Source organism: Alicyclobacillus macrosporangiidus CPP55, assembly GCF_000702485.1.
GTDB classification, from domain to species: domain Bacteria; phylum Bacillota; class Bacilli; order Alicyclobacillales; family Alicyclobacillaceae; genus Alicyclobacillus_H; species Alicyclobacillus_H macrosporangiidus_B.
In genome coordinates, this window is sequence record NZ_JNIL01000001.1 from 1972467 (window position 1) to 1996493 (window position 24027).

Below are 24027 nucleotides of genomic sequence, written 5' to 3' on the forward strand. Positions count from 1 at the left end.
AGTTTCAAACGGATGCTACGAACCCCGTCGGCGCGGACGTTAAAGCCAAATCGTTTACTAACCATTTCTTACCTGGACCGCCGGCCCGCCACACCGACCACCCCACACACCCACCGCACCGATCACGCCCATCACGCCCATCACGCCTGTCCCGCGCTCCCGTACAACGCGTCGAACTCCGCCGCCTCGTCGAAGTCCGCCTGGGTCAATCCGCCGGCGTGCCAGCTGGTCAGACGCAGGGTCACCAACTTGTAGTCCAACGAGATGAACGGGTGGTGATTGCGCCGCTCCGCCACCTCCGCCACCCGGTTCACGAACCCGACCGCCTCCATGAAGGACGGAAACCGGTACCGCCGCCAAATCGTCTTCTCCTCCAACCGCCACTCCGGCACCTTCGCCAGCGCCGCCTGGATCTCGGCGTCCGTCAACCGGTCCGCCATTCGACGTCCCTCCCCATCGTTTCAAAGCTCCGACACCGCAACCGGCGCGCATTCCCTGCCCAACTCACGCCGACACCCGCAGCACAATCTTCCCGAAGTTCCGGTTCGCCTCCATGTACCGATGGGCGTCCGCCACGTCCCGCCAGTCGAAGACCGTGTCCACCACCGGCACCAGCCTTCCGTCCGCGAACCGCGGCTGCGCCCACCGCCAGAACTCCTGCGACAGGCGGATTTTGTCGGCCACCGGGCGGGACCGCAGGGCCGTACCGATGACCTGCAGGCGACGGCCCAGCAGGACGCCCAGATCGACCCCATCCACTTTCGTACCACCCATCGTCCCGACGATGATGACCCGCCCATCCACGGCGAGCGACCGGATGTTGGCCGCAAAGTACGGTGCGCCGATGAAATCCAGCACGATGTCCACGCCTCGCCCGTCCGTCTGCTCGCGGACCCAATCGTCGAAGAGCCCGTCGTGGTAGTTCCACCCTGCGCGCGCGCCGAGTTCCAGACACCGTTCCAATTTCTCCTTCGATCCCGCGGTCGTCAATGCCACCGCGCTCGTCTCCCGCACCAGCTGGATGGCGGCGGTCCCGACCCCGCTGCCGCCGGCGTGCACCAACACCCAGTCCCCGGGCTGCATCCGGCCCAGCCAAATCAGGTTGAGGTACGCCGTGAGGAACACCTCCGGGATGGCGGCGGCCTGCTCAAAGGACATTCCGTCCGGCAAGCGCATGGCCATCCCCGCCGGGATGACCGCCAACTCCGCGTAACCCCCGCCCGGCAGCAGGGCGCACACCCGGTCCCCCGGCTGCCATCCCGCGCAGTCAGGTCCCGCGGCCATCACCTCACCCGCCATCTCCAAACCCAGCACCTCCGACGCCCCGGGCGGCGGCGGATACAGGCCGCGCCGCTGCAGCAGGTCCGCCCGGTTCAGAGCCGTCGCCCTGACCCGCACCAACAGCTCGCCGCTGCCCGGTTGCGGGTCCGGAACTTCGCCCAGGTACAACACCTCGGGGCCTCCGAAGCCCTTCATGCACACCGCCTTCATCCCATGTCCACTCCCTTCAGACGGCTGACGCCCGCTTCCTGGCGACAGATGCACCCTGTTTCTCAATCCCGTCAACCTTCATCTTACCGTTTCCTCATGCCCTTTCCTCATACATCTCGTGGAAACCTTTATCTTTCGATAGACAGGGGGACTCCTATTTCAATAAAATTGTGTCATGGAACAGAAAAATAGATTTTGTGAAAAGGGGTGTCATGATTGCGAAACAGACGGCCCGCACGCATGCTTGCGACGCTCACCCTGGCCGGGTTGTTCGCGCTCGCAGGCTGCGGCACCAGCGGCTCGGGCGCGTCCGGTGGCTCAGGCAACACCGGCGGCGGGGGCACAGGCTCCGGTGACAACACGTTGACGCTCGGCGTCATCACCTCCATCACGGGAGCAGACTCCGAGTTCGGCAAGGCGCAAAAGGAAGGATACGAGGTGGCTCTCGACGAGATCAACGCCGCGGGCGGCATCCTCGGTAAGCAGGTGAAGCTGGTCTACCTCGACGACAAGTCGAGCGCTCAGGAGGCGGCCAAGGACGTCGATCAGTTGGTCAGCCAGTACCACGCCCAGCTCATCCTCGGCCCGTACAGCTCCGGCTCTGCTCTTGCGGTGGTAAAGAAAGCGGATACGTACAAAATTCCTGATATCGTTCCAACAGCAACCGCGGCGAACGTGACGCAGACGGGATCCAAGTACGTGTTCCGCCTGTGCGCCACCAGCGATGACTACGCCAAGGCCATCTGCGACCTGCTCAAGCAGCAAGGAGACGCCAAGACGATGGCCATCGTGCACGAGGACCAGAACTTCGGCAGCAGCGCCGAGAAGGCGATGCTCAAGTACGCAAAACAGTACGGGTTCGATGTCGTCGACGACGAGTCGTACTCCACGAAGGACCTGGACTACAAGGCGATGCTCCAGCGCGTCAAGCAGAAACATCCGGACGTCATCTATTTCGCCTCTTACTCCAAGGACGCGGTCGCCTTGATGAAGCAGGCCCAGGAGATTGACCTCAATGCCAAGTACTTCACGGCCGCGGGAACCGGCTTCTCCGTCGCGACCTTCCCGCAGGACGCCGGCAAAGCCGCCGAGTACACGTTGGCCGCCGGCCAGTGGGACCCGTCCGCCAAGTGGCAGGGCTCGAAGGAATTCTATGACAAGGTGCACCAGAAGTTCGGCGACTATCCGTCCTACCACGACATGGAGGCGTATGCAGCCCTGTACGTCGCCAAAGCGGCCATTGAAAAGGCGGGATCGTACGATGCCCAGAAGATCCGCGACGCGCTGGCTGGCCTTCAGATGGACACCGCGTTCGGCCCCATCAAGTTCGACAGCACCGGTCAGAACGCGCACCCCGTCATCGTCACCCAGGTCCAGAACGGCAAGTTCGTCACGGTCTTCCCGTCCGACGCGGCCACCGGCAAGATCCTGCCCACGCCGCCGTGGAGCCAGCGCAAGTAATCGGATGACACAGGGGCGTCCTCCGACGCCCCTGTTTTCCTGAAACGAGGGAGGTCACCCATGTTTCTGCAGACCATCATCAACGGCCTGTTGCTGGGAGCGTTGTACGCCATCGTCGGCATGGGGCTGTCCATCGTGTTCGGCACGATGCGCATCGTCAACTTCGCGCACGGCCAGTTCGTGATGGTGGGCATGTACATCACGTATACCTTGTTCACCACCCTCGGGCTCGATCCGTACGTGTCCGCCATCGTCAGCTTCGTGCTGTGCTTCCTGCTCGGGATGGCCGTCTACCGGGTGGCCATCCACCGCATCATTCGCGGCCCGGAGATGAACCATATCCTGCTGACCGCTGGCATCGGGCTGATGCTGACCAACCTGGCGCAGATGGTGTACAACACCAACCAGCTGACCATCAACCTGTCCTACAGCCACCGCGACCTGGTGTTCGGCGGGCTGCGCATCAACATCGCGTACCTGATCTCATTCGTCATCGCGGCCGTGGTCGCTGCGCTCTTGTTCTGGTTCATCATGAAGACGGAGACCGGGCGCGCCATCCGGGCCATTTCGCAAAACGACGCCGCCGCGGCCCTGTCGGGCATCCATGTCACGCGGGTCACCATGCTCGCCTTCGGCCTCGGCATCGCGGTGGCCGGCGTCGCCGGGACGCTGCTTCTGCCCATCCACTATGTCGATCCGTCGGTCGGCGACGCCTTCAGCCTGCTGGCGTTCATCATCGTCGTGCTCGGCGGCATGGGCAGCATCCTCGGTTCGGCCATCGGTGGCCTGCTCATCGGCGTGATCGCACAATTGGCGTCTTACTACCTCGGACAGAGTTATTCGGACGTGCTGACCTACATCGTGTTTTTGCTCGTCCTGCTCTTCAAACCGTCCGGGCTGCTCGGGAGGTCCCGCGTATGAAGCGCATGCGGGCTTGGATCCTGCCGATCCTGGTGCTGATTCTGTTCGCCGTCATCCCGTTCACGGCCAGCACCTACTATCAGCAGATCTTCTTCTACATCTTCCTGTTCGCAGGCGTGGGCTTCGCCTGGAACCTGGTCGGCGGCTACGCCGGGCAGCTGTCCCTGGGGCACGCGGCGTTTTTCGGCATCGGCGCCTACGCGTACGCGCTTCTGGCCCCGCACATCGGGACGTGGCCGGCGCTTCTGGCGGCGGCGGTGCTCTCGACCGTCAGCGCCGCGCCCATCGGGCTCATCTGCTTCCGCCTGCGCGGACCCTACTTCGCGCTGGCGACCATCGCCGTCGCGCAGCTGCTGCTGGTCTTGGCGACCAACCAGTTCAAGGACCTCACCCAGGGCGCCGCGGGGCTCTTGGTTCAAGGAATGGTGCCCGATCCCTCCTTGTATTACTGGGTTGCGCTCGGGTTCATGGTGGTGGCCTTCGCGGTCACGGCGCTCTTGGCCACCTCCAAGACCGGCTACTACCTGATGGCGATCCGCGAGGACGAGGACACGGCGCAGACCGTGACCATCAACACCCCGCTGTACAAGCTGTACGCGCTGTTGGTGTCGGCGCTGTTGACCGGCATCGGCGGCAGCATCTTCGCCGCCAACCTCGGTACCATCCAGCCGAACGACGTGTTCAGCGGCGCCATCTCCAACCAGGTGGTGTTCCTCGCCATCCTCGGCGGCGCCGGCACCCTGTACGGCCCGCTGGTGGGGGCGTTCATCCTCGAATTCGCGTCCGACTGGCTCAAGAACTCGGTGGCCAACGTGACTTGGCTCGGCGATCCGAACGCGTTCGCGTTCTTCCTGTACGGCCTTCTGATTGTCCTCGTCGTGATGTACATGCCGGCCGGCATCGTCGGCACGGTGGCAAAGTGGTGGAAAGGGAGGGCGGCGCGTGTCCAAGCACAACGAACCACCCCTGCTGGTGTTTGATCACGTCAAGAAGCACTTCGGCGGCCTGTTCGTGACCAACGATGTGAGCTTTTCCGTCCAGCACGGCGAGGTGCTGTTCATCATCGGCCCGAACGGCGCCGGAAAGACCACTATCTTCAATCTGATCACCGGGTTCGTGACGCCGGACGAGGGCGACATCCGGTTCGAAGGCGAGTCCATCAAAGGCTTGAAGCCGTATCAGATCGCGCGGCGCGGCATCGGCCGGACGTTCCAAATTGTCAAGCCGCTCGCCAACATGAGCGTGCTCGACAACGTGATGCTCGGCGCCTTCGCCCACACGTCCTCCAAACACGAGGCGCGCCGCGAGGCAGAGGAGATCCTTGCCCTGACCGGGCTCGACAAGTGGCGCGACATGATGGCCGGGTCGCTCCCGTTGGCCGGGCGGAAACGGCTGGAGATCGCCCGCGCCCTGGCGACGCGCCCGAAACTCATCCTGCTCGACGAGGTGTGCGCGGGGCTCACGCCGACGGAAGCGGTGGAGACCATCCAGTTGCTCAAACAGTTGCGGGATCGCGGCGTGTCGGCCATCGGCGGGATCGAACACGTCATGCGCGTCGTGATGGAGATTTCCGACCGCGTCATCGTGATCCACCACGGGCAAGAGATCGCCGAGGGCACGCCGCAGGAAGTCACGTCCCATCCGGACGTCATCGAGGCGTACCTGGGCGCGAAACTGGAGGTGTGACCCGGTGCTCGAGATCCGCGACATTCACGTGTACTACGGCGACATGCAGGCGGTGCGGGGCATCTCGATGGAAGTGCGCCAAGGCGAGGTCGTCGCCCTCGTCGGCGCCAACGGGGCCGGAAAAACGACCACCCTGCGCACCGTGTCGGGTCTGCTCCGGCCGAAGCAGGGCGAGGTGTGGTTCGAGGGCAAACCCATCCACCAGCTGCCGCCCCATCAGATTGCCGATCTCGGCATCAGCCACGTCCCCGAAGGGCGCGGGCTGTTCCCGATGATGACCGTGGAGGAAAATCTGCTCCTCGGCGCTCACCTGCCGCGGGTACGCGCTCAGCGGCGGCACATGCTGGAGCGCGAGATCTACCCCTTGTTCCCCCGGCTGCAGGAGCGCGCCGGCCAGTTGGCGGGCACCTTGTCGGGCGGCGAACAGCAGATGGTGGCCATCGCCCGCGGCCTGATGAGCCGGCCCAAGCTGCTCATCCTCGACGAACCTTCGCTCGGGTTGGCGCCGGTCATCGTGCAGGAGATGTTCAACATCATCCGCCGCGTCCGCGAGGAGCAGGGCGTGACGGTGATGATCGTCGAGCAGAACGTGATGCAGACGCTGCAACTGGCCGACCGGGCCTACGTCGTGGAAAACGGCGAAGTGGTCCTCTCGGGCGACAGCCGCGCGCTGCTCAACGACGAGCATATGAAACGCGCCTATCTCGGCATGTAGATAAACTTGACAAATGAACGCGCGGGCCGCGGGGGTTTGGAGATCCACCCGCGGCCCGCCGCCTTGTCTCACTGCAATCCCACCGTTCGCACCAAGTACAGCGAAGCCAGAAAGAACAGCACGCCCGCCACGACAATGTACGGTGCGATCCGCTCGCCGGAACTGCGGACGCCTGGTATCAGACCGGTCGTCGAGATGAACAAGAACGATCCGGTGGCCACGGCCATCACCACGTGCACGGCGGCTGGATCCGCCTGCCCGAGCCACAGGGTCAAGGCCGCTCCTGCCAGCGTGGAGACGGCCAACAGCGTGGAATAGGTGAACGCCCGCCGCCGCGTCTGGCCCGCCGCCAGCGCGACGGTCGCCATGCTGAACCCCTCCGGCAGCTTGTGCAGTGTGATCGCCAGGAACATCAACACCCCGGCACTGCGGCTGACCTGAAACGCACCTGCGATGACGATGCCGTCCATCAGGGTGTGCACCAGCATCCCGGCCAGCACCGCCATCCCGGCCCGCTGTGACAACACCGCCGCGTGCAGATGTCCGTGCCCGTGAGAGGCGCCCTCGCCGGCCGGCACCGGCACCCGGTCAGGCGCCGGATTGCGTCCGGCGGAGCGGTCGAGCAGCAGCATGCCGAGATACCCCGCGACAATCCACAGCGGCGCCGAACCGGGCAGTTCCACCATGGCGTCCGGCAGCCGGTCGAGCACCGTCGCGCCGAGCAAAAACCCGGACCCCAGCGCGGTGACCAAGACCGTCTGACGCGGGGTGAGCTTGCGCAACACCGTCAACATCCCGCCGATGACGTCCGCCAAAGCCGCCAGAGCGCAAAACACCATCGGCAACACCCACGTCGCCACAGATCCTCCTCCAGACACAGGCGACCCAAACGCACCGCCTGCCTTTTATAGAAAATCATTTTCGATAAAAATCTATCAGGTCCCGCAATCGGTGTCAACGCCTGGATCTCCCATGCCGAATCATCCGGCGCGGTCTGATAGGATAGACAACGGAAGTCGGTTTTCCTGCCGCCGATGGGAGGGATCGTGCTTGCTCAATGGGTTGCGCGGCTGGCCGCGGGGCGTGCCGTTGTTGTTCCTCAATTCCATGTTGATGTCCCTCGGCTTCTACGCGCTGATCCCGTACCTGTCTGTCCACCTCACGCAATCCCTGCACTGGCCCGCATGGCTCGCCGGCACCCTGCTGATGGTGCGCCAGATCAGCCAGCAGGGCTTGACCTTGTTCACCGGGCTGGTGGCCGACCGCATCGGCTACCGGCGGGTCATCACGGCCGGATTTCTGCTGCGCGGCGCAGGCTTCGCCCTCTTCGGCGCGAGCGGTGCGCCCGGTTGGATGTTCACCGCCGCGGTGGTGTCCGGCATCGGCGGAGCGCTGTTCGAACCGACCAGCGCCGCTGCGCTGACGGCGCTCACGCCCGAGCCAGACCGCCGCAGGACCTACGCTGTCAGCAAGGTCGTGGGCAACCTGGGGATGGTCCTGTCGGCGTTGGTGGGCGCGCTGTTGATCACCTTGGATTTCCGGCTCCTGTCCTGGACGTGCGGCGCCGTCTTCGCATCGATGGGCATCCTCACGCACCTGGCGCTGCCGGACATTCGCGTCCAGCTCTCGCCGATTCCCCTCCGCGCCATGGCGGAATGTGTGCTCCGGGACGTGCCATTCCTCCAACTGGTGCTCGCCAACGCCGGGTACTTTTTCATGTACATGCAGCTGTATCTCACCATACCGGTCCGCGTCACGCAGCTCACCCACCGTACTCAGTCGGTGTCCATGGTGTTCCTGACTTTGGCCGTCCTCGTCGCGTTGTTCCAGTACCCGGTCAACGCCCTGGTGTCTCGCTTTCACCCCGCCCCCTCCATGATGGCGGGCTTGGCGTTCATGGCGCTGGGACTCATCGGCATCGGCGAGGCCGGACACCTCGCGGGATTCCTGCTCGGGTTTTGTCTGTTCGCCGCCGGCGTCATGATCACCGAGCCGGCGAATTACGATCTCACCGCTCGCCTCGCCAAACCGGGCATGACCGCCACCTATTTCGGATTCGGGTACGTGGCGCTGGCGCTGGGCGGTGGCACCGGGCAGGGCATCGGCGGTTGGCTCCTGGACGCGGGCGCCCGAATGGGGATGCCGGGGCTGCTGTGGTGGGTCGCTGCGGCGGTTGGCGCGGGATCGGCCGTCCTGATGCGGCGTCACGCGTCTGCGCGCGATTGAATGCGCAGGAAACACCGGTGGCCGATTGACGGCCGCGCACCGTCCGGCCGGGTGTGAGAACGGCGATCCGCGGGATTGTCAAGCGACCCCATCCCACGATACGATAAGAGGGAAACAACCGGCGCAAAACACTGCGCCAATTGCCCGAATGGCGGGCGTCTCCAATGGAGGGAATGACGAATGAAACGACTGTTCGCATGGTGGATTGCGCTCTTGTTCGCCTGCACGCCAGGCGTTGCGTTGGCGGCACCGACGGACGCCGCCGTACCGGCGCAGTCCCCGGCGGCTGTACAGATAACCGAATCCGGCCATCCGGACGCGACGAGCGCGGTTGCGCCGCAACCGGTGGTGCTGAAGCCCACCGCGTACCGTTCCGGCTTCCGGTCGCCCTCTCCCGGCGTGGGGACGACGCGGACCTACGGATCGACGTACGGATCGGGCGGCATCGGGTCCAGCGGTGTGTACACGGCGCCGCGGCCGAGCATCGGGTCGCATCTGTTCTCCTTCGGCGCCGGCTGGCTCCTGGGGAGCATGTTCCACCCGTTCGGCTACTACGGCATGGGCGTCTATCACTCGTTCTCGCTGTTCGGGCTGATCCTCGACATCCTCCTCTTGGTGGTGTTGTGGAAACTCGTGCGCTGGCTGTTCTTCCGGCGCTGAGTCCGCGGACACGGAAATGCATGGAACCACGCGGATCGAACGGAGAATGCACAGGGGCGGCACCCGCTGGCTGGCGGTCGCCGCCCCCGTCTTTCACTGCGCTACACACCCGTCCTTCACTGCGCCACGTACCCGCCGTCGATGACGACCGCCTGGCCGGTGATGCTCCGGCCCCGGTCGGACGCCAGGAATACCGCGTAATCCGCCACTTCCTCCGGCTGCAGAAGGCGCTTCTGGGGGACCAGCGGGAAGATGACCTCCTCCAAGACCTTCTCCAGTGGCACGCCCCGGTTGGTGGCCAGGTCCTGCAGTTGATTGCGCACCAACGGCGTATCCACGTATCCCGGGCACAGGGCGTTCACCGTGATCCCGTGCTCCGCCCCCTCCAGAGCCGCCACCTTTGTCAGGCCGATGACCCCGTGCTTGGCCGAGTTGTACGCCGCCTTACCCGCGAAACCAATCAGGCCGTTGATGGACGCGATGTTGATGACCCGTCCGAATCGCTGCCGCTTCATGTATGGAAACGCGTACTTGATGGACAGAAACGGCCCGACGAGCATCAACTGGATCATCTGCGTGAATTTCTCGGTCGGGAACTCCTCGATGCTGGCCACGTGCTGCATGCCCGCGTTGTTGACGACGATGTCCAGGCGGCCCGTTCGATCCGCCGCGTGCGCGATGAGCGCCTGGATGTCCGCTTCACGGCTCGCGTCCGCCTGGAAGGCCTCCACGTCGAGGCCCCGCTCCCGAAGGCCGGACGCCGCCGTCTCTGCCGCATCCTTGCGCAGATCGGACAACACCACCCGCGCCCCGTGTTCCGCGAACCTTGTTGCGATGGCCAGCCCGATGCCGCTCGCCGCCCCGGTGACGACGGCGACCTTGCCCGCCAGTTCCTTCTCCACGCCCTATCCCTCCTCAGGCCCGATGGCCCTTGTCTCACGACTCTACTATACACCCGGGTTCGGGGTGACCACCATCGCCCCGCCCTTCACCGGATGGACGGGAGTGGCGGCGAGGAGGCGCATGAAATCGGCCGCGGGGACGGGCCGGCTGAAGAAGAATCCCTGGACCTCGTCGCACCGGCGAGCGCGCAACAGATCGAGCTGGTGTTCCGTCTCTACCCCTTCCCCGACGACACACAGGTTCAGGCGATGCCCCAGGTCGATGATGGTCTCCATTACGGACCACCCCCTCACACCGCCCTCCTGGATGAAGCTCCGATCCAATTTCAGCGCGTCGACGGGGATCTGGTGGAGGAAACTGAGCGATGAATAGCCGACGCCGAAGTCGTCGATAGACACGGTGATCCCCATGCCCCGCAGTCTCCCGAGCTTCTTGCGGGCGCTCTCGACATCCTCGACCACCGCGGTCTCGGTCAGCTCGATCTCCAAGAGACGCGGATCCACTCGGTGTGCTTTCAAAGCCTCGGTGACGTGCACGACGAAGCTCTCCCGTCGAAATTGCCGCGCGGACACGTTGACCGCAATCCGGACCACCGGCTGACCGCTGTTGAGCCATTCCCGGATCTGCCGGCACACCTCTCCCACCACCCACCTCCCGATGGGGACAATCCATCCCGTCCGCTCGGCGATGGGGATGAACTCTCGGGGCGTCACCAGTCCGCGCTGCGGGTGGCGCCACCGCAACAACGCCTCGGCGCTGGTGATGATCCCGGTCTCCGCATGGACGCGCGGCTGGAATTCCAAGAAGAACTCTCGCTCGGCCAACGCCCGCTCGAAGTCGTGTACGAGCAGGGCGTGATCCGCGAACCGGCGGCTCGCCTGAGGAGTGTGCAGGCGAAACGGGTTCCGCCCACCCTCCTTCGTCTCGTTTAGGGCGACCGCCGCATGCCGCAGTAACCGCTGCGCAGCCGGGCCACATTCCATCGTCGACGCGATCCCGATGCTCGCCGTCAACCGCACCTCCCTGCCCGCCACCCGGATGGGCGTCTCGACGGCGGCCAACACCCGCTCCGCCCACTCCGCTGTCTCCTCGGCCGTGTCGCAATCCACAAGACACAGCGCGAACTCGTCCCCGCCCATGTGGGCGCCCACGCCATGTTCGCCGATGCAACGGGACAGGCGTTCCGCCACCGTTAAGATGACCTGGTCCCCCGCCGCCAACCCGTGCGTGTAATTGACGATCCGAAACTGGTCGAGGTCCAAACACAGGGTCACCGCGTGCCGGCCACGTTGAATCGTCTGTGACACCCGGTCTTCCATCACTTCCAAAAGGGCCCGGCGCGGCACCCAGTTGACGGCACCTGCGGGTTTCCACGTCGCCCCGACGTGTACGATCGGCCGATTCATCGCTGCTGCCTCCCCGCCACATTCAAGTGGGTCAGGGATCGGGAATCCCCGCGTTCGACTCGAGCCAGCCACACCGCCGCTTCACGCCGGGCCCACTCGTGCGTGCTTCCGGACCGGCAGGCGCGTACGACAATCTCCACATCTTTCGTATGAACTGGTTTCGCCAAAAACAGATCCGCTCCGGCCGCATGCGCCGCCGAACGTGCGGCGTCGCTCCCGTCCAAGGAGCAGATGACGCGGAAAACATTAGGATACCGCATCCCGATCTCCCTGCACAGCTCGAGCCCGCATGAACCTTCCAGCTGGATGTCGATGGACACCAGATCCACCTGGTGCGCCGCCAGTACAGCCCACGCCTCTTCCGCACTCGACACCCCGGCCACCACTTCACAATCCGGACATGCCCCGTACTGCAACGCCAGCACGTCCAGCGTCTCCCGGGAATCATCGACCAACAGGATGCGAATCACGGGCATCCTCCTTCCGCTGGCTCATAGGAGAACCGAACCTGGTACTGGGTGACCAGGCTTCGATCCCGCCGGCCCCCACATTCCACCAACGTCTGCGGGTGGCGCGTGCCAATGCGAATCCAACCATCTTGGCGCCGAACCCGCACACTGCACTCCGCACCGAATTCCGAGCCAAGCACACCGATGTCGGCCGCCACCTCCGCATGGATAAAGCCACCGCGCACACGTCCGGCCACGGTGACCTTCCCCCCGCTCTCCAGGGCACTGGAGAACACGCCCGCACCGGTGATCACGATGTCCCCCGTCGCGTTGAGGGTGCTCGACGCCGCGCTCGCCGCGGTCAACGTCGCCCGCGGCGCCTGTGAGGCCAACTCGACCTCCTGCTCATAGGTGCGAAACGCCGCGATCAGCGCCTCCACATCCTCGGCATTCAGGCGGCTGCGCTGAATGCCAATCCACCTGTTCTTCACCATGTCCGCGATACGCCGGTACCTGCAGTCCAATTCGGAAAACTGTTGCGCGTCATCGACGAATACCTGGAGGGACGCGGCCAGGAGCGTGTGACGGCCATCGAGGAGAGCGGCAGGAATGCGGGGGAGAATACGCGCTGCGTCGGGCCGCTTGGCCGCATTCGCCACCAGTATAGTGTAGTCCCGCTGGAAGGTCAGCAACGCGGAGGAGATTTCCCGCACCAACGGGAGCAACGTATCGTACACCGAGGCGTGGTATCCGGCCCACAGGCGGGACCCGACCACGTTGCCCGCTACATCCACGCCGCCGCCTGCGAGAACGGTCGCACACAGCACGTTGCCGAGTACCACCACGTCGCCCGCGGCGCGGATGGACGCGCCGTCCAGCAGTGAACCGTGGACGGTCACGCATCCATCGAAGACGATGGGCCCATCCTGGGCCGTCACATCGCGTTCAATCACCAGCTCCTGGTGTACGTCGATGCGTTGTGGGCTGAACACCAGCCGGCCGGATCGGAGGGCCACAAGCCGGTTTTGCACCACCGTCACCCCATCGCCCAATACGGGCCCTTTGGGAGGACCTGGGACAGGAATTTCTGCACCGTACACGTCTCTCCCCGGCACCCCGGGCACAGCGGGCAACACCTCCGCTACCGGCGTCCCCACGGCCACGGACGTCACCCGGATCCGCTCGTGTCCTTCAGGCTCTGGAATCAGGCGCTGATACCGCTCTGGTTCGGGCAGACGGGGCGCCCGTCCACGTACCACCACGCGTTCCTCCGTCTCAACGGCGCGCGCCAGCTCCGCAAGGGCGGCGTGATCGACCTCCCCGGAAAAACCTGCTGCATCCAACAAGGCCATCATGTCGTCGAGCGGGGTCGGGTCCGGCGGAATCGGCACCGCTTTCAGACGCAGGGTCAACATACGAGCTGGGGCGGTATCTAGAAGCCGTACAGCCATGCCAGTCTGCACGTGTTTACGCAGGCGAGCCGTTAAGCGGTCTTCGGAGACGACCCATTCGTACGTCACCCTTGGTGGAACCGTCTGGAGCTCAACGAGCAGCTCCATACTCTTGTCGACAATCACCTCGCCCCGCACAGGTGTACCGTTCATCCAAACCTGAATCCGTTCGTCCGCCGGAACGTGCAGTACAGCATACATCCCCCCGGCGTCTGGATCGGTGACGTGGATCCGCCCGGATTTCACCCATGCTGCACCATCCCTGGGACGCGGCACGGATATGGAGGCCGCTGGTTCACGATCGTCCACACCCGCATGACCCCTCGGCCAAGAAATCTTCCCTCCCCCTCTTTCCCTTGCGGAGAGGGCGCCTCTCGGCAAGAGAGGGATCCAACGTCGAAGCTTCCGCAAGACGAACGCCAACATCCCTCATCCTCCCACACATGAAAAAATCCTTGTCCGTCGACAAGGATCGCCCAGGTGGTGCGTGGTACACAGGCATCATACCTGCGGCAACCCGGCGATCATAGACGACGCGCGTCCGTAGACCCGTGGCTTTGCGTCTCAACGTTTCCGTTGATTTGCCCTGATGCGATATGAAGTTGTGGTTCTCGAGACCGTGTCGATCATCGTCGATTATTGTCGATTTTGTGTGACTACCCCATCCGCCATCTTTCCTATTTTCCGCGGTCCTCCTGTCCCTGGTTTCCTAGGAAGGCCGGTCTTGACAGGCCAGGATCAACTGTCTCCGGTCGCGGATCCCTAATTTCCGAAAGATGGTGCTCATGTGGTTTTTCACGGTGTGCTCGCTGATGTGCAGCTTCCGGCCGATCTCGCGGTTGGTGTAGCCCTGCCCTGCCAGCGACAGGACCTCCCGTTCCCTTTCCGTCAACGCGGCGCAGAGAGATACACCCGCCGACTCCAGACTGACGGCCGTCTCCTCTGTTACCGGAGTGACCGCCCCAGTCATGCACCCTTTGCGCGCCTGTATGCCGGCCTCCGACTCCCTGCTGTCACCCGGTACGCAGGTGAGACAAGGTTCCTGGACTTTCTCCGGTGCCGCGTTCCGAAGGGAGGCGGCGTACAAGGTCAGACCGCTGACGCAGCAGGCCCACACGTGCGATTGCCGGACCAAGTCCTCCAAGACCCGGGCCACCACCGTCTCCTCACGGCCGAGGCGCGACGCGATGCCGTCCACCGTGTCGAACAACGATGGATTTCTCTGGAACAAATCGAGGCACGCCGCCGCGGCTCGTGCGTCCGAGCGAGCCTGCGGGTGGTAAATGTCCCTGGATGGTTGTCCCGCGTGCACATACATTCCCCCGTACGTAAAACACTCCCGTCCGGCCACGTCCGGGCCCTACACCAGACACACCGCGAGATCCTCGTCCATCTGCACGATGTACGGGGCGGACGTGCGCCCGTTGGCCGACTTGACGACCTGCAGATACTGATAGTCGACCGTCGACCACATCTGGATCACACTGTTGGCCAGCCCCGTGATCCGCTCCGCAACCCCGTCGCCCAGCGTTCTGGAATCGGCCACCAAAACCGTGGTCACCCCGAGCGAGCGCAGGACGCGCAAGACGGCGGGAAGATGGTCGGCGAAATGGCCGACGCTCCACCAACCGACGGCGGCATTCGTGTCTAGCCACATAAACCAACGCCTCCCGCGGCGCGTTTCACGCACGAGAAGACGGAACATCCGACGTATGAGTAACCGCTCACATGAATCACCTGCCGCACAGAGCGCGTGATGGATCACCGCACTCCCCGGCAGACGCCCACGACCGCCGGGCGGTCCGGTGACATACAAGCGTCCCTGAGGCCAGCAGGCAGCAAGGTCGGCGTATTCGGCCAACATGTCCGGAACCTCTGCCCAGTCCGTCAGCGTGATGAGAAAACAGTCGTCTCCCGCCGCCGCTCGGTGACGGATCGTCCACGGCAGCAACGGGCGGTAGTGAACGCGTCCGTCCACGTCGAGTAACAGGACGCTCCCGTGTGGTAGGGTCCACGCCAGCAGATGGTCCAAGTCCGGGCCGCCCGCCAGTACACCGTGCGCAGGGCGAGTGGAGCCGGTACTGTCGCCGTCGCGCCCCAATGGGTGAACATCGCCCGGCAAAGCCGGTGGACTGTCCACATCGGCCGGCGGCACAACCGTGATCCCGCCGTCTGTAAAGCGCATCACATAGGTGCGCACCTCGGCGGGCATACCGCGCATCTTCACGAGCGACAGGGTTCTCTCGCAGGCATTCTCCCCTTGAGGGCGTGTACCGAGGCGAAGGACGCCGTCGGCGAGATAGTGTTCAGGACCAGGGTTATCCGCTACACCGTCCCGGATCAACAACGTCGTCAACCGGTAACGGCGCAGGATGCCGCGCAAGCCGCGCAGAACGTCTCGCTCTCCCGGCCTTGCCGCCACCCGCTCCAGCAAAGCACTCACACTGTCGATGACCATCCGCCGGCAAGCAGGCGTGCTTACCAGCGCTTCGAACCACCCTTCATCCGTCCGGGCCACGGCCATGAACGCCTCAGGTGTGGTGCAGACCACGCGCAGTACGCCGCTGTCCTCGAGCGCTCTGAGGTCCCACCCGAAGTTGGCGGCTTCCGTATACAGCTGTTCGGGCAGTACGTCGAACGTAATGTAGACACCCGCTTCACCGCGTAATGCACCCGCGTACAGATACTGTATCCCCAACACGGTCTTGCCGGTCCCAGGCCAGCCTTCGACAACCACCGCGGAACCGGCGGGGATACCGCCGTGCAGTATCCGATCCAATCCTGGAATCCCGGTTTCCACCAGGTCCTTCACACGCATCACCGACGCTCCTGTCAGCTAGCAGTCCTGTGCCACACGCTGCTCCAGGCATTCTCTTTTTCCGGTCTGGTCGGCCGAATCGCCTCGTCATCCCCACGATGTCCCCCACCTGTTCTGTCGCCACGTCGCCCGGCCAAGGGATGGCATGTCCTAGTTTGACTGTACTCGATCCATGTCGAAAAAAGCATCCTCAGAATTCTATGATTTCTTGTTGACAGTGAATGATTTCCAAGCTAGGATAATAGACAAAGGCAAACCAGTCCGAAAGGCTGGGACGCAAAGCCACGGGCCTACAGCGGTATCCCGGGAACCGCCATGGCAGCCGGGTTGTCGGATTCCTACCCGTTAGAAAGGAGCATGTACCATGAAACGAATCTTCCTCTCTGCATTTGCCGCCCTGTCGCTTCTCACCGCCAATGCGCCGTTCGCACTCGCGAACACGACTCACACATCCACCACGACATCACAGACATCCAGTTCCGGCACGTACACACCGGACAGCACCCTGCCCATCGTCGTCGAATGAGTTCGCACCATCCGCCTTTGTGCTGTACACTGAAGTCGAGCACAAAGAGAGCGGGCCGCCTGCCGGCCGCAGAGGTATGGTGTGAACATGAAACATGGGGAGCTGCCGGTCTACGACCGGACGGATCAAGCCATTCGCCTGATTGAAGAAGAACGCCGCCGCATCGCGCGTGATCTGCACGACGGCCCGGCGCAGGACATCACGAACGTGAGCATGCGCTTGGAGATCATCCAGCGCATGCTCAAGACCAATCCAGAACTCGCGGAAGCCGAACTTGCCAGGCTCAACAGCCGTGTCATCGGCATCGTGAACAGCATCCGCCGGTTGATCTACGACCTGCGTCCGGTGGCCATCGACGAAGTCGGGTTGGTGAAGGCGATCACCGAACTCTGCCGCCGTCTGGAGGACGACTGGCACGTGGCGATTGACCTTACGGTGGCGCCCGATGTGCACGATGACTTTGCACCGGCGAAACAGGTCGCCATCTACCGGCTGGTGCAGGAGGTCTTCCAAAACATCCATAAGCACGCCGCGGCATCTCGGGTGCAGGTGAGCCTGACGCGTTGCGGGCCCGAGTTGTTCATCCGGATTCAGGACGACGGCAAAGGATTTGACCCCACATCCATCCCAGCAGGCCGGTATGGCATCGCGGGTATGCGAGAGCGAGCCGCCTACCTCGGCGGACGGCTCGTTATCCAATCCGCACCCGGGCAGGGGAGCCAGTTCACGTTTGGCATCCCGGTGTACGGAGAGGGATGAGGATGATGGCCGTGTCCACCCCAACCGATTGGGAGGTGCGCCTGCACCGCGGCGTGTCTCTCATTCGCCGCTACTTGCTCCACGCGGCGCTCGACGAACTGCGCCCCGATGAAGCGCCTGACTGCCCTGATCCGAGCGTCCGCGCCGAGGTGTATCACCACATCGGACGCGCGTATTTAGGGTTGGGCCGCTACCAAGAGAGCGTGCGCTGGTTCTCCCGTGCTGCCGCTGCGGAAGTTCCCCCGGCGTGCGCCGTCCGGTATAACACCAACCTGGCGGTGGCCTATCGTTACATTGATCCGGACCGGGCCCACCGCCTCATCACCGAAGTGTTGTCCCAATACGACGCGTACCTCACTCCCGATCTGCGCGGAGTGTTGTACAACAATCTGAGCGACCTCCAATGGATCAACGGCTTTTATTCGGAGGGATACGAGAGTGCGCTCAGGAGCTTGGAGGCGTTCACCGATGCCGGTCTGAAGAACGGCCACGATGAACTGTACCTCAATCTCGGCGTCTTTTGCCTCGAGTTGGGCCGCTACGAAGACGCGAAGACGTTTCTGATGCGCGCAATCGCTTCGGAAGGCGAGCTCGCACTGCACGCGTACACCGAGTTGAGCCGGCTGTACTTGCTGCAAAACGACGTCGAGTCGGGCCTGCGCTGGGCCTGCGCGGCCTTGCCGCAGGTGTGGTCGTCGGTGATGCACAACGCCAAGCGCGAGATCTCCCGCTTCTGCCGGCTGCTCGCCCTGCTTGCGGAACGAGCCGGGGAGCGCGCTTTGGCGATGCGGCTGATGGAAAAGTCGCAGCTCATGTTCGGTCGCATGGAAATGTGGCGAGAGTGGATGCAGGTGCAAGCGGAACTGGATCACCTGCGCCAACGGCCGAGCCCCCCGTGCGGGAGCGGGCAAATTCTCCCCGGACTGGGCCGCGAGGACGTCTCCCGCTTTCTCACCTGGTTGGAGGTGCTGAACGCACAGGAGGTGCTGCATCCCGGATTCTCGGCCTTGTTGGATACGCGGGTCCAGTACGCCCTCGAGATCGCCGAGGCCCTCGGCCTCCCTGACCGGGATCGCGAAGTATTGACGTATGCCTGCCGGTTTGCCGATTACGGACTCACCGCCGTCGAACCGGAAGTACTGGCAGATCCCTTGCGATCCCCGGAAGCGTGGCGGGACTACCAGCAGCATCCGTTGCTGTCCGTCCGGATGCTCCTCCCGTTGGGAATTCCGAGCCAGGTCCTGAGCGTGATTTCCGATCACCACGAACACGTCGACGGCTCCGGTTATCCCGCGGGCAAACGGGGGGACGACATCCACCCGTTGTCCAGAGTCTTTGCGGTGGCAGACCACTACGCCACCGGCGTGACCCTGCGCGACCTCACCCATAGCCAGGTGATGACGGAACTCGCCGAGCGATCGGGCACCTGGTACGACACCGCCATCGTGGCCGCGCTCGAGTCACGCTTTCACGCTTGACGGCGCCTGCATCCGATCGCTCTCCGGAACCGGCCCCGGAAGGGTGAACACCTCCCCGTGGCGGCGGATGGCCACTCGGTCCTGCCGGGCGCCGGCGGCCGCCAACAGCCTCTGCAACGGTTCCTCCACCGGCTCGCGTGAGAGCACGAACGTGTCCCAGTGCATCGGGATCAGCCACCGACCGCCCGCTTCCTCGAACATCTTCCAGGCCTGCTCCGGTGTGCAATGGTTGTACACATACGGATTGTATGCCCCGATGGGCATGCAGACGATGTCCACCGGTCCCGTCTCCGCCAAATCCCGAAACGCGGGCGTGTACGCGGTGTCCCCGGCGAACAGCAACCGGACGCCGTCTTTTTCCAGCAGGTACCCATTCCAGCCGTACCCGCGGTTCCACGGGAACCGGGCACCCCAGTGCCGCACCGGCAGCGCGGTGACGACGGGGCCCTCCTCCAATTCGGCGGACTCCGGAGGCGACAGTTCGACGACCCGTCCGAACCGCATCCGGCGCAGCAGCCGTCCGGTCCCCGACGCCGTCACGACGGTCACATCAGGACGCGCGAGTCGGCGCAGAGAAGGGATATCGAAATGATCCATATGCGCATGGGACAGCAGGATGACGTCCACCCGTCCGGCGACGTCTTCCAGGCGCAAGGCGGGTGCCGTGTGACGGCGTACACCGATCACCACCTCGCCCGGCAGACACGCACCGGCCCGTTCGGAGAATACGGGGTCCGTGAGAATGCCGAGCCCGTTCCATCGGATGTACAGGGTGGAGTGCCCTACCCAACACACTTGCACGCGGTCGTCCCGCCATGCGTCCGCCCGCGGGTGCAGCGCAGGCGCCCTGTAAGGCGGATGCGGCACCTCGCGCCGAAACCGGCGGGCCTGCCAACCCAACATGGCCACCAAACAGAATAGAGTCAATCCCAGTCCTCCGAGCAGCCACCACAACCACATGACGGTCACCTTTTCACACCACTTTGCTGCGCAACGTCCCGAGGGCTATTGTATCCCAACCGCCAGCGCTATGCATGGACGTGGCCGGACGGATGGTGCATAATGGGCGCAGATCGTCGGGAGGGATCCGAATGGACCAGGACCAGCGCGCCATCGTCGTCTTCAGCGGCGGCCAGGACAGCACCACGTGCCTCGTGTGGGCCATGCGCCGCTTCGGCCACGTGGAGGCGGTGACCTTCGACTACAACCAGCGGCACGAACTGGAGATCGAGTGCGCCAAGCATATTGCATCAGAACTGGGTGTGCCGCATCACATCCTCGACCTGGGCCTGCTCAGCCAATTGGCGCCGAACGCTCTGACCCGGCGCGACATCGAGATCGAACAGAAGGAAGGCGAACTGCCCTCGACCTTTGTGGACGGGCGCAACCTCCTGTTCCTGTCCTTCGCCGCCATCTTCGCCAAACAGCGGGGAGCCCGGCATCTGGTCACCGGTGTCTGCCAGACCGATTTCAGCGGCTACCCCGATTGCCGGGACGTGTTCATCAAATCGCTGAACGTCACGCTCAATCTGGCGATGGACTATGAGTTCGTCATCCACACCCCGCTGATGTGGCTGAGCAAGCGGGACACGTGGGCCTTGGCGGACGAGCTCGGCTGTTTCGATCTCGTTCGCGACAAGACCCTCACCTGCTACAACGGCATCATCGGCTCCGGCTGCGGCACATGCCCGGCGTGCATCCTGCGCAACCGGGGGCTCGAAGCGTATCTCCAGGAACGTGGGCAGCAAGGACGTTCATAAGGGTATTCGGGGACCGGCCATGCGCCGCCATAAGAAACGCCGGCCGCGTCCGCGGCCGGCACCCGCGCCTGCTGTGGCGCGCTATCCTTGGATGAGCCCCTTGTGGACCAGAAATTCGTGTGCCACGTCTTCCGGATTCTTCTTCAGCACGTCGACCTCGTAGTTCATCTGAATCTGGTCGTCTGTCGTGATAGCGCCCCACAGCGGCGCCAACACCTGATCGAGGTGCGCCGCCTGGACCGTACTGGCGTCGGCGATGATCACTGCATGGTAGGGCGGGAAGAAATGCCTGTCGTCCACCAGCGGCACCTCGTGCAGCTTCTTGAGGCGCCCGTCGGTCGAGTACACGATGGCGGCATCGACCGCCCCCTGCTGCAGCGCCGGGTACATCATGTCGTAGCTCATCGACTTGGCCGACTTGAACTGGATCCCGTACACCTGCTCAAATCCGGGCAGGCCGTCTCCTTGGCGCGCCTGGAAGGTCGAATCGGTCGCCAGCACCCAATCTTTCGCGTACGGTACGGCGTCGGAGACCGTCTTCAGGTGGTCTTTCTCCGCCGTCTGTTCGGTCACGGCCAGCGCGTACGTGTCCTCATAGCCCAGCGACGGCGACACCCATGCGTGGAATTGCTTCATCTCCTGATCCTTCACGTATTGAGTGACCTTATCTGGGTGACCGGCGTACTCCCCGGTATAGGACTGTTTGAGCGGACCCGTGAACTCCGTCCCGTCGTATCCGAGATACATCTGGATGTCTCCCTGCTGCAGCATGGAGTGCATCAGCCCAGATGCACCCGATGTCTTCTTGACCGTCACCCGGATGGATGTCTTCGCCTCAATCAGATCTTTGATGATGTAATCGTCGATCAGCGGCTCCGAAAAGTCCTGCGCTGCGATGGTGATCTGGGTCACCTGCCCGGGTTTCGCCTCGCCGCCGGGTTGAGCGGAGGCCCCGCACCCCGCGGCCGTCACCGCAGCGACTGTGAACACCCCTGAGACGGCCAGTGCCCGCGTTCGACGTTTCAAATCCTCACCCCCAACAGAATTCCTCGCGCGCGATGCACGCGCTGCGCGCAACCCACGCCGTGCATGCCCTCCACGCCGTGTACGCCATCCACACCCTGCACGCGGTGGCGTGTCCCGTTCGCGTCCCCCTTCACCCCCGCAGGCCCTTGGGCGTGAGCCAATGCTCCACGCGCCCCATGACGAACTCCGCGACGAACGCCATGATCACCGCCGGGATGGTCCCGGCCAGGACGATGGCGTTGTCCGCCATGCCGAGCCCCTGCAGAATCAGGGATCCGAGCCCGCCAGCGCCGATGAGCGCCGCCAAGGTCGCAAAACCGATGGACGCCACCAGCGAAGAGCGGATACCCGCGATGATCACCTTCAACGCCAGCGGCAGCTCCACGAGCCACAGCAGCTGCCACTTCGTCGCGCCCATTCCGATGGCCGCGTCCTTCACCTCCGGCGCCACCCCGGCGATGCCGACGTAGGTGTTCCGCACAATCGGCATCAGGGCGTAGACGAACAGGGCCACCGCCGCAGGGACCAGCCCGATGCCGAGCCCAATGGTGATCATCAGCACCAACAGGGCCATGCTGGGGATGGTCTGAAAGGCGTTGCTGATGCCGATCACCCACGGATACAGCCGCGGTACCCGCGTCGCAAGAATGGTCAACGGTACCGCCACCAGGATGGCGGCGCACATCGGAATGGCCACGATGTACAGCTGCTGCAGCGTCAGCATCCACACCTCGTACCCGTGCGTCGAAAAGTACTGCCACAGGTCCTGCCACACGCCGATCCCCTCCTTCCATGAACGTGAGTCCGTACGCATTCCCGCGCGCGTTCCCGCGCCAGGCCTCACCGGCCCTCACTGAGCCTTCGCAAACGGCTCCGCCCCCGTGACGCGGAGGGCGTCGTCCAATACCCCGGCCAGAGCGCTTCGTGTCACCAGCCCCGCCAGCGTCCCGTCCTCAGTCACCACCGGCACGGCGTCCACGCGGTACCACAGCATCTGGCGCATCGCGCCCATCGCGGGATCATCCGGGTGCACCACCGCCTGAGCCAACCGCGCCACGTCGCCCACGGGCATCTGGCGGCCCTGTTCCAGCGCGCGCGTGACGTCCTCCAGCCGTGCGACGCCGGCAAACCGGCCGTCGCTGTCAATCACCATCACACTGTTCACCCGCCGCTGGCGCATGCGCTCCAGCGCCTGTGCGAGTCCCGCGTGCGCCTCCATGGTCACCGGGTTGTCGATCATCACATCTGCCACAGCTACTTCGCTGGCCTGCCGAAGCATCCGGTGCCGCCCGATGAACTCAGCGACAAACGCGTCCGCCGGCGCGCGCAGCATCTGCTCGGGTTCCGCCGCCTGCACGATGCGCCCGTCGCGCATCAGTACGATGCGATCCGCGATGCGCAGGGCTTCGTCCATGTCATGCGTGACGAACAGGATGGTCTTTTGCACCGTCTTCTGCAGCCGCTTCAGTTCATCTTGGAGCTGTTCCCGAATGAGGGGGTCGAGGGCGCCGAACGGCTCGTCCATGAGGATGATGTCGGGGTCGTGGGCCAGCGCCCGGAGGACGCCGATGCGCTGCTGCTGTCCGCCACTGAGTTCGCGAGGGTACCGGTCGAGGTACAGTTCGGGATCGAGCCCGACCAGGTGCATCAGCTCTTGGGCCCGCCTTCGTCGCTGTTTGGGTGCCACCCCCTGCAGCCGCAGTACGAAGGCGATGTTCTCCGCGATGGTCAGATGAGGCATGAGGCCGATCTGCTGAATCACGTAACCCAGGCGCCTTCGCAGCTCCACCGGGTGGTACGCCCGGTTGTCCCGGCCGTCCACCAGGATGGTGCCTGACGACGGTTCCACCAAGCGGTTCACCATCCGGAGCGTGGTCGACTTGCCGCATCCCGATGGACCGATGAGCGCCACCAATTCTCCGCGGGCGATGTCGAGCGACAGGTGATCGACCGCCATGGTGCCATCTGGATAACGCTTGCACACGTCCTGGAACGACAACATGGGACCCATCCCTCCTTTCGGATGCCGAAAAACCCCGTAGGCACGCCTACGGGGTTGTGCAGATTGCACGTGAACGCATCCGCTTGATACTCTCCAAGCAGTCTCCTAAATGCTTACGAAGTTAGCTGTCGGGTTCGGGCTTAGGAGATTGCCCGTCCGCGCCTTGCAGCGCGGATTCACCCCATACCTTGGTTCCCCCGTTTCCCTTTCGGGAATTCAGCATGTTCTGCTATAGGATTTTATGGTTTATCGTAGCAGATGGTTCCGGTGACGTCAACCTTTTATGTCG

Annotated in this window: 24 protein-coding genes and 3 riboswitches; of the genes, 11 read left to right on the forward strand and 13 right to left on the reverse strand. The window is 64.0% G+C overall.

All coding sequences use genetic code 11. The features are described from left to right. Positions 1-140 precede the first annotated feature (140 nt). Positions 141-440 (reverse strand): 4a-hydroxytetrahydrobiopterin dehydratase, encoded by a 300-nt coding sequence (locus N687_RS0109740; RefSeq protein WP_029421676.1) that lies wholly within the window; start codon positions 438-440, stop codon positions 141-143. Positions 441-504: 64 nt separating this feature from the next. Beyond that, positions 505-1491: an NAD(P)H-quinone oxidoreductase gene (locus N687_RS0109745; protein WP_029421677.1), complete on the reverse strand. Its 987-nt coding sequence runs from the start codon at positions 1489-1491 to the stop codon at positions 505-507. Between the two features lie 216 nt (positions 1492-1707). Between N687_RS0109745 and N687_RS20945 the strand changes: the two genes are divergently transcribed. The 5 genes from N687_RS20945 to N687_RS0109770 are packed head-to-tail and all read left to right on the forward strand — an operon-like array spanning position 1708 to position 6274. Beyond that, positions 1708-2952, forward strand: a complete 1245-nt coding sequence (locus N687_RS20945; RefSeq protein ID WP_156040102.1) for an ABC transporter substrate-binding protein — start codon at positions 1708-1710, stop codon at positions 2950-2952. A gap of 60 nt (positions 2953-3012) precedes the next feature. Beyond that, entirely contained in the window at positions 3013-3873 is an 861-nt protein-coding gene (locus N687_RS0109755) for a branched-chain amino acid ABC transporter permease (protein ID WP_029421678.1), read from the forward strand. Then, positions 3870-4853, forward strand: coding sequence for a branched-chain amino acid ABC transporter permease (locus N687_RS0109760; RefSeq protein WP_029421679.1), 984 nt, complete (start codon positions 3870-3872; stop codon positions 4851-4853). Before N687_RS0109755 ends, N687_RS0109760 begins: the two co-directional genes overlap by 4 nt. After that, positions 4816-5559, forward strand: coding sequence for an ABC transporter ATP-binding protein (locus N687_RS0109765; protein WP_231493449.1), 744 nt, complete (start codon positions 4816-4818; stop codon positions 5557-5559). Before N687_RS0109760 ends, N687_RS0109765 begins: the two co-directional genes overlap by 38 nt. 4 nt (positions 5560-5563) lie before the next feature. Continuing rightward, positions 5564-6274: an ABC transporter ATP-binding protein gene (locus N687_RS0109770; protein ID WP_029421681.1), complete on the forward strand. Its 711-nt coding sequence runs from the start codon at positions 5564-5566 to the stop codon at positions 6272-6274. Between the two features lie 68 nt (positions 6275-6342). Here the strand turns inward: N687_RS0109770 and N687_RS0109775 are convergent, their stop codons facing one another. Beyond that, positions 6343-7134 (reverse strand): ZIP family metal transporter, encoded by a 792-nt coding sequence (locus N687_RS0109775; protein ID WP_029421682.1) that lies wholly within the window; start codon positions 7132-7134, stop codon positions 6343-6345. Positions 7135-7324: 190 nt separating this feature from the next. Between N687_RS0109775 and N687_RS0109780 the strand changes: the two genes are divergently transcribed. Continuing rightward, on the forward strand, positions 7325-8500 hold the full coding sequence (locus tag N687_RS0109780; RefSeq protein WP_029421683.1) for an MDR family MFS transporter: 1176 nt from the start codon (positions 7325-7327) through the stop codon (positions 8498-8500). Between the two features lie 180 nt (positions 8501-8680). After that, complete coding sequence (locus N687_RS0109785; RefSeq protein ID WP_029421684.1) at positions 8681-9160, forward strand: hypothetical protein; 480 nt, start codon at positions 8681-8683, stop codon at positions 9158-9160. A gap of 116 nt (positions 9161-9276) precedes the next feature. Here N687_RS0109785 and N687_RS0109790 read toward each other — a convergent pair whose 3' ends face one another. The 6 genes from N687_RS0109790 to N687_RS20950 all read right to left on the reverse strand — a co-directional run bounded on the left by N687_RS0109790 (position 9277) and on the right by N687_RS20950 (position 16187). Then, positions 9277-10062, reverse strand: a complete 786-nt coding sequence (locus N687_RS0109790; protein WP_029421685.1) for a 3-hydroxybutyrate dehydrogenase — start codon at positions 10060-10062, stop codon at positions 9277-9279. 45 nt (positions 10063-10107) lie between these two features. Beyond that, the gene (locus N687_RS0109795; RefSeq protein ID WP_051663122.1) at positions 10108-11469 is read right to left on the reverse strand and encodes a putative bifunctional diguanylate cyclase/phosphodiesterase; all 1362 of its coding nucleotides are present in this window, start codon (positions 11467-11469) and stop codon (positions 10108-10110) included. Beyond that, on the reverse strand, positions 11466-11939 hold the full coding sequence (locus tag N687_RS0109800; protein ID WP_051663123.1) for a response regulator: 474 nt from the start codon (positions 11937-11939) through the stop codon (positions 11466-11468). The genes N687_RS0109795 and N687_RS0109800 overlap by 4 nt, the downstream gene beginning before the upstream one ends. After that, positions 11936-13678, reverse strand: a complete 1743-nt coding sequence (locus tag N687_RS0109805; protein ID WP_197029256.1) for a FapA family protein — start codon at positions 13676-13678, stop codon at positions 11936-11938. The genes N687_RS0109800 and N687_RS0109805 overlap by 4 nt, the downstream gene beginning before the upstream one ends. Positions 13679-13877: 199 nt before the next feature. Further along, a riboswitch (cyclic di-GMP riboswitch) is annotated at positions 13878-13965 on the reverse strand. Positions 13966-14078: 113 nt separating this feature from the next. After that, on the reverse strand, positions 14079-14681 hold the full coding sequence (locus N687_RS25120; RefSeq protein WP_029421689.1) for a helix-turn-helix transcriptional regulator: 603 nt from the start codon (positions 14679-14681) through the stop codon (positions 14079-14081). A 48-nt stretch (positions 14682-14729) separates the two neighbouring features. Continuing rightward, on the reverse strand, positions 14730-16187 hold the full coding sequence (locus N687_RS20950; RefSeq protein WP_051663124.1) for an RAD55 family ATPase: 1458 nt from the start codon (positions 16185-16187) through the stop codon (positions 14730-14732). A 240-nt stretch (positions 16188-16427) separates the two neighbouring features. Next, positions 16428-16522: riboswitch (cyclic di-GMP riboswitch) on the forward strand. A gap of 29 nt (positions 16523-16551) precedes the next feature. On the opposite strand from N687_RS20950, the gene N687_RS23860 reads away from it, so the two are divergent. The 3 genes from N687_RS23860 (at position 16552) to N687_RS0109830 (ending at position 18950) form a co-directional block, all read left to right on the forward strand. Further along, entirely contained in the window at positions 16552-16713 is a 162-nt protein-coding gene (locus N687_RS23860; RefSeq protein WP_156040103.1) for a hypothetical protein, read from the forward strand. An 87-nt stretch (positions 16714-16800) separates the two neighbouring features. Then, entirely contained in the window at positions 16801-17472 is a 672-nt protein-coding gene (locus tag N687_RS0109825; protein ID WP_029421690.1) for a sensor histidine kinase, read from the forward strand. Between the two features lie 11 nt (positions 17473-17483). Beyond that, the gene (locus N687_RS0109830; protein ID WP_197029257.1) at positions 17484-18950 is read left to right on the forward strand and encodes an HD domain-containing phosphohydrolase; all 1467 of its coding nucleotides are present in this window, start codon (positions 17484-17486) and stop codon (positions 18948-18950) included. On the opposite strand, the gene N687_RS0109835 is transcribed toward N687_RS0109830, so the two are convergent. Further along, on the reverse strand, positions 18933-19910 hold the full coding sequence (locus tag N687_RS0109835; protein WP_029421692.1) for an MBL fold metallo-hydrolase: 978 nt from the start codon (positions 19908-19910) through the stop codon (positions 18933-18935). The two genes, N687_RS0109830 and N687_RS0109835, sit on opposite strands and share 18 nt — an antisense overlap. Before the next feature lie 131 nt (positions 19911-20041). Between N687_RS0109835 and queC the strand changes: the two genes are divergently transcribed. Further along, a complete protein-coding gene (queC, locus tag N687_RS0109840; RefSeq protein ID WP_029421693.1) occupies positions 20042-20710 on the forward strand; it encodes a 7-cyano-7-deazaguanine synthase QueC in 669 nt (222 codons plus the stop codon). A gap of 81 nt (positions 20711-20791) precedes the next feature. Here queC and N687_RS0109845 read toward each other — a convergent pair whose 3' ends face one another. The 3 genes from N687_RS0109845 to N687_RS0109860 all read right to left on the reverse strand — a co-directional run bounded on the left by N687_RS0109845 (position 20792) and on the right by N687_RS0109860 (position 23738). Then, positions 20792-21736 carry a glycine betaine ABC transporter substrate-binding protein gene (locus N687_RS0109845; protein WP_029421694.1) on the reverse strand — a complete coding sequence of 315 codons (945 nt, stop codon included), beginning with the start codon at positions 21734-21736 and terminating at the stop codon, positions 20792-20794. A gap of 130 nt (positions 21737-21866) precedes the next feature. Beyond that, a complete protein-coding gene (locus N687_RS0109855) occupies positions 21867-22511 on the reverse strand; it encodes an ABC transporter permease (protein ID WP_231493450.1) in 645 nt (214 codons plus the stop codon). 75 nt (positions 22512-22586) lie between these two features. Beyond that, positions 22587-23738 (reverse strand): ABC transporter ATP-binding protein, encoded by a 1152-nt coding sequence (locus N687_RS0109860; protein WP_029421696.1) that lies wholly within the window; start codon positions 23736-23738, stop codon positions 22587-22589. A gap of 95 nt (positions 23739-23833) precedes the next feature. After that, a riboswitch (cyclic di-AMP (ydaO/yuaA leader) is annotated at positions 23834-23970 on the reverse strand. Positions 23971-24027 lie beyond the last annotated feature (57 nt).

Excerpts from the sequence above, each read along its gene's own strand:
- N687_RS0109860 (WP_029421696.1), bottom strand. The coding sequence starts at position 23,738 with ATGTTGTCGTTCCAGGACGTGTGCAAGCGTTATCCAGATGGCACCATG.
- N687_RS0109785 (WP_029421684.1), top strand. The coding sequence starts at position 8,681 with ATGAAACGACTGTTCGCATGGTGGATTGCGCTCTTGTTCGCCTGCACG.
- queC (WP_029421693.1), top strand. The coding sequence starts at position 20,042 with ATGGACCAGGACCAGCGCGCCATCGTCGTCTTCAGCGGCGGCCAGGAC.
- N687_RS0109755 (WP_029421678.1), top strand. The coding sequence starts at position 3,013 with ATGTTTCTGCAGACCATCATCAACGGCCTGTTGCTGGGAGCGTTGTAC.
- N687_RS0109740 (WP_029421676.1), bottom strand. The coding sequence starts at position 440 with ATGGCGGACCGGTTGACGGACGCCGAGATCCAGGCGGCGCTGGCGAAG.
- N687_RS0109745 (WP_029421677.1), bottom strand. The coding sequence starts at position 1,491 with ATGAAGGCGGTGTGCATGAAGGGCTTCGGAGGCCCCGAGGTGTTGTAC.
- N687_RS23860 (WP_156040103.1), top strand. The coding sequence starts at position 16,552 with ATGAAACGAATCTTCCTCTCTGCATTTGCCGCCCTGTCGCTTCTCACC.
- N687_RS20950 (WP_051663124.1), bottom strand. The coding sequence starts at position 16,187 with ATGCGTGTGAAGGACCTGGTGGAAACCGGGATTCCAGGATTGGATCGG.
- N687_RS0109835 (WP_029421692.1), bottom strand. The coding sequence starts at position 19,910 with ATGTGGTTGTGGTGGCTGCTCGGAGGACTGGGATTGACTCTATTCTGT.
- N687_RS0109795 (WP_051663122.1), bottom strand. The coding sequence starts at position 11,469 with ATGAATCGGCCGATCGTACACGTCGGGGCGACGTGGAAACCCGCAGGT.
- N687_RS0109825 (WP_029421690.1), top strand. The coding sequence starts at position 16,801 with ATGAAACATGGGGAGCTGCCGGTCTACGACCGGACGGATCAAGCCATT.
- N687_RS0109760 (WP_029421679.1), top strand. The coding sequence starts at position 3,870 with ATGAAGCGCATGCGGGCTTGGATCCTGCCGATCCTGGTGCTGATTCTG.